Genomic DNA, 1871 nt, shown 5'->3' with positions numbered 1-1871 from the left:
TTTTGTGGAACTTGCGAGCGACACTGATATCCGCATTGGCGATACCCGCATCGCTGCTGGGTACATTTATCGTCATGGCTATCTACGGCTTCAACTTGGAAACAATTACTTTATTAGCCCTAGCGTTAGTTATCGGTAGCATTATCGATGACGCCATTGTCGATGTGGAAAACATCATGCGTCATATCGACGAAGGAGAAACTCCCCGCCAAGCAGCACTGCACGCTACTAACGAAATCGGATTGACAGTTACAGCGGCAACATTTACCGCCGTAGCCGTATTTTTGCCCATAGCATTAATGAAAGGAACGATCGGGCAATTCTTCATGCCTTTTGGCATCACCGTTTCAGCAGCAATGCTAACTTCTTTATTGGTAGCGCGGACATTATCGCCTGTTTTAGCAGTTTACTGGCTCAAACCCAAATCTTCAAAAACGAGTCCCAGAGAAAATAGATATTGGCAAAGTTTTGCGGAAGGATATCGCCACTTACTAAGCTGGTCTCTCAAACATCGAAGCATAGTAATAGGAATAGCAGCACTCAGCTTTGTTGCAGGGATAGGACTAATTCCACTCATTCCCAAAGGCTTTATTCCCAAACTCGATCGCGGCGAATTCAACATTAGCTATACCGCACCCATCAACGCTACCGCCTATCTACCGGATTGGTTGAAATCATCTGCCGGAGTCGAAACAGATGCGTTAGGAGAATCTCTTGATGTTGCCAAACAAATAGAAGCAGCAGTATTGAAATCGCCAGAAGTCGAAAAAGTATTTACCATCGTCGGTTTTCGCGAAGCCGAACCGAATAAAGGCATTATTAATGTAGCGTTAAAGAGCGATCGCACACTCCATACCGCCGAAGTGCAAGACCGCATTCGCGAACAATTACCCACAATACCGGGAGTTACCACCAGTGTAGAAGATATTCAATTCGTCGATGCCAGTCTCGGCGCTCAAAAACCCCTGCAAATTGCTTTAGTAGGCGATGACTTACAAGCAGTTAGCAAAGCAGCCAGAGAAATCAAAGCGCGGCTATTGACAATACGGGGATTTGAAGATGTCACAACAACAGGAGAAACGGGTGAAGATGGCACAATTTTTCAGATCGAACATCGCAGCCAAAAGAGAACTGTCTATGTCAGCGCTAACCTAAATCGAGAGTTAACCATAGGACAAGCCACCGATATAGTAGTATCGGAAGCAAAAGCTGTTCTACCGCCACAAGTTACTTTAGCATTAGGAGGAGACTCTGCTCGCAGCGGCGAAATCTTCGGCAGTTTTGGCACAACTTTAACTCTGTCAGCTATCTGTATTTTATTCGTGCTGATTTTCTTATTCAAAAGCTGGATCGATCCCCTGGTAATTTGTTTATCTTTACCCCTAGCACTTGTAGGCGGTATATTCGCACTGCTAATTACCAACAGCGATTTCGGTATGATATCGCTAATTGGCTTTGTTTTCCTACTAGGTTTGAGTAACAAAAATGCCATCTTACTTGTAGATTACATCAACCAACTACGCAGTTCTGGCTACAGCCGCACCGAAGCAATCCTGAAAGCGGGACCAGTTCGCCTCCGACCGATTATAATGACTACAGCTTCAACCATTTTAGGTATGATGCCGATCGCTTTAGGTTTGGGTGCAGGCGCAGAATTGCGTACCCCTATGGCAATAGCGATCGCAGGCGGTCTGATATCATCTTCCCTACTAAGCTTAATCGTCGTTCCCGTAGTTTACGATATCGTCCACGATCGAAAACCTCCCTCCAAAAACAAAAATTAACCTCTGCGTTCCTTTGCGAAAACCTACCCTGCGGGAAGCCGCTGACGCGGCTAGTGCGTTCCTTTGCGTTAAAAAAATAAATCCCAA

At 45.4% G+C, this 1871-nt stretch carries 1 protein-coding gene; it reads left to right on the top strand.

What is annotated here, in order from left to right; genetic code table 11:
- Positions 1–1784 (top strand): efflux RND transporter permease subunit (locus H6S82_RS31600; protein WP_191057368.1); only part of this gene is annotated, 1784 nt, incomplete at its 5' end.
- Between the last annotated feature and the right edge of the window lie 87 nt (positions 1785–1871).

Origin of the sequence: Planktothrix sp. FACHB-1355 (genome assembly GCF_014748295.1) — a bacterium.
GTDB lineage: Bacteria > Cyanobacteriota > Cyanobacteriia > Cyanobacteriales > Aerosakkonemataceae > Aerosakkonema > Aerosakkonema funiforme_A.
Note: the sequence above shows the minus strand (reverse complement) of the source record. Positions and strands in the feature narration are given on the sequence as shown.